Origin of the sequence: Nostoc sp. (assembly GCF_041747015.1) — a bacterium.
GTDB lineage: Bacteria > Cyanobacteriota > Cyanobacteriia > Cyanobacteriales > Nostocaceae > Nostoc.
The window spans coordinates 1-3,040 of the sequence record NZ_JBGTFY010000003.1 but is presented as its reverse complement, the minus strand read 5'-3'; the positions used below and the strand labels follow the sequence as shown (position 1 = coordinate 3,040).

Below are 3,040 nucleotides of genomic sequence, written 5' to 3'. Positions count from 1 at the left end.
AAGTGTTGAACCTCTCTGATGACTCTATAAATTATCTTGGTCGAGCCATTGTTTTGTAACTTGATTGGTCTTTTAATGAGGGGTGGTTTATATATTGACATAACTCAAAATAGTTGTAGTTGTTCTAAAATTGCTTTGCAGCTTTCTTTCTTGAATTAGCTATAAACCTTAAGCGATGGCGCTTTTCGTTTGAGATTGCCCTTACCATCGTCACCGTTAGTTTCTATCGTCGGTTGCTGAGAACATTCGGATTTTGAGACTGTCCAATCCCAATGATTAATTTGGGATTTTTGACGATGCTCTACTAAGACAATCTTGTTTTTGTACTTGGAGTCTTTACCGCTTATTAAGTAAGCGTCACCCAACGCATAAAAACCAGTCGAAATATAATGTCGTTTATTGAGAAACATTAACGCATCCCAGGCTGATTGATGCTGCTGAAGTTTGCTCATCTTGCTACCTCTAAGTTGTGATAAAATGTTTTTGATTGAATCGATTTTTCTGAAGCTAACCACAATAGTCGAAACTAGCGGTTAGCTTCAGTTTTTAGCGACATAATCAGGCAGCAACTTTCTGCTTAATAGGCTCAGACAGTCTTGATGCACTTTCACTTGTGCGTTTGTTAATTGAAATAGGCGGGTTAACTTTTCCGATTTGATTAATTAATGGTTGAAATGAACTCTCTTATTTACAAGTAAAAATGCTCGAAAATTTGATTGAGTTTATCTTGTTCTGACTGTGGCAAGGAAAGAAAATCAAACTCTGATGAATCAAGAACCTGATCTAAACTTGTAGACTCATCAACAAGGTTAGCGATTAAACAAGCTTTATCATCATATTCCCAGCCATTAGCCAAAAGCCACGGCAAAATACCCTCTGATTGCAGTAGTTTTTCTAGGTCGAACAAGTCAGAAAATGATTGCAGATTTTCGACACTGGGGTGAACAATTGTTGTAGTCATGAGTATTATTTGTAGAATAGTTGGAATAACAGCATAGTTAGCTGTAGATAAGACTTGAGTAATTTCTCACAGTTACTTAAGCCCTATTTACAGCTGACTAAAGCACCATTTTTGATGCTGCGTTGACACAAGCTTTAGCCTGTTTACTGATTTCTCGCCAGTTCGTCTCTTCGTTATAGGATGCCATGATTAGTTCACTATCTACCCACACACGACAAAACAGCACACTCTCGTCTTTTCCTGGCTGCGGTTGTAGAGTAACAGGTGAATAAAGTTGTTCTGGAGTCAGGCTAGCAAATGCTGTTAATAAACATTTGGAGAAGTTTGTATCAGCCCCAGATTCTAAGATGTATGTTCTGTCAGCCTGAATTGTAGTTAGTAGTTTGCTCGTTTCTTTGTTGCGGCGTTCTGTGTTCTCAAAACGTAACTCTTTGAGATATCCAGTTAAAGCAGTTCCAGCAACAGCACTTGGTTCACTGTTGTTCAACGTGTACCATAAAAAACCGTTATGGCGATTGCAGTATATTTTGCAACCCCCCGCTTCATTGTGTAGCCCCAATTTCGGTTTATTGATTGAGGCGATCAACTGCTTAAGCAATTCTTCTTGACGCATCAAAGAGGCAACTAAGTCTGATGTTTCTTGATAGTTCATTTGTTTGTACCAAAAGTATTTTCATACAGCTTGGGCGTAGCCTTTGCTTCTATTGTTTGAATAGTAAAATCCCTAATAAAATAGCGCTCTTGCTGTTACAAAAGCGCTTAATACTTTTCGTTATTTTTACAATCAAGTTATCCGTGTGAAACAAATCTTGCTAACAACTCTTCACGGGATAAACTAGACAATTCCAGTAAAAATCTTGCAAAGTCATCTGGTGCTAACTGCAACAAACTATCAACGACTCTCGACAGTTCTTCATCCACAGAATCAAACCGGAATCTCAACAAGTTTTCTACAACTTGGCGGCGTTCAAGTTGTACTCCCTCTTGTACCGCTTGCGCTCTTGCTTCTTGATAAGCTTCTGTTAAATTCATAATTAACTCCTGGTCATCTTCGGTTAAATCTGTTTGTGTCATTACACTGATACGCCATCTGTAAACTATGTCTAAAACATTTTGGCGTACTCGGTTGGATGAAGGAAGCGCGATGAGTTCACTTACTGCTTGTTTTTGAATTACTCCCCGTCCCAAAAGCCTTAACCATAGCGTCTCTGAAGTAACTGGTAGTTGGTTAATAGCTACTATTGCAATTCTAAAAATATTAGGCAGAAAGTATATTCCAGTAGACCAGTTTTCTAGCTCTAATTGTGCGCCAAAACCGTTGAGTAAATCTTGCGAAGCTGATGGTACTACAATCCACAAACGAGGTAAATTATTATCATCTAAAGTTTTCCCTTCTGCCGATACCCGACAGTTCAAAATTGAAAAGACATTTAAAAGTTTATGTAGGCAGCTTCGGACTTCTGTTTCACCAATTTGCTCACAATAAACTTCTATTGAACAATCACTTTGAGCAACTTTAGCAAGTAATCCAAGTGAGTGTCTTTCGGTTTGAATTGTCCCTTTCGGAAAAAACAGAACAATTCCCCGCCTTTCTGAACCGATTATTACGCCGCTAATTTCTACGCTACCTACTGGTGAAAGCAAGCCTTCGAGATAATGCTCAACAAACAGACTATAAAATTTTTGGGTCATTCAAAGGACAAATTGCTAAGGATACGTTATACCAATACAAAAATCGCTTTCGTTGACTTTGAAAGTATTAGTTTTAATCAATACTCTCCTAAAGCAGCTTGAAAAACTTGTTCAGCAGTTAAATTTAGCTCTCTTAAAGTAGGTGATTGAATCCGGTCATTCCCTCGAAATTGAGTAACTTGATATTCACCTTCGACTAAAGCGTAAACTGATATTGTCGGTTGTTTAGGATTCCCAATAAACCGTTTTCCACCAAGAGCAGCATAGTCAACAATCCAATATTCTGGAATCCCAATTTCCTCGTACTCACCAAATTTCAGGAAATAATCATCACGCCAATTTGTACTTACAACTTCCACGGCTAATGGAATTGATTCTGCTTGAGTA

At 38.2% G+C, this 3,040-nt stretch carries 5 protein-coding genes; all 5 read right to left on the bottom strand.

Features of this window, described 5'->3' with window-relative positions; all coding sequences use genetic code 11:
• Nucleotides 1–155: 155 nt before the first annotated feature.
• Nucleotides 156–452, bottom strand: a complete 297-nt coding sequence (locus ACEW80_RS00305) for a hypothetical protein (protein WP_373524680.1) — start codon at nucleotides 450–452, stop codon at nucleotides 156–158.
• A gap of 236 nt (nucleotides 453–688) precedes the next feature.
• Nucleotides 689–961 carry a hypothetical protein gene (locus ACEW80_RS00300; protein WP_373524679.1) on the bottom strand — a complete coding sequence of 91 codons (273 nt, stop codon included), beginning with the start codon at nucleotides 959–961 and terminating at the stop codon, nucleotides 689–691.
• A 97-nt stretch (nucleotides 962–1,058) separates the two neighbouring features.
• Complete coding sequence (locus ACEW80_RS00295; RefSeq protein ID WP_373524678.1) at nucleotides 1,059–1,613, bottom strand: hypothetical protein; 555 nt, start codon at nucleotides 1,611–1,613, stop codon at nucleotides 1,059–1,061.
• 137 nt (nucleotides 1,614–1,750) lie between these two features.
• Nucleotides 1,751–2,653, bottom strand: coding sequence for a hypothetical protein (locus ACEW80_RS00290; protein WP_373524677.1), 903 nt, complete (start codon nucleotides 2,651–2,653; stop codon nucleotides 1,751–1,753).
• Between the two features lie 77 nt (nucleotides 2,654–2,730).
• Nucleotides 2,731–3,040: Uma2 family endonuclease (locus ACEW80_RS00285; protein ID WP_373524676.1), on the bottom strand; the 310-nt coding region annotated here is incomplete at its 5' end.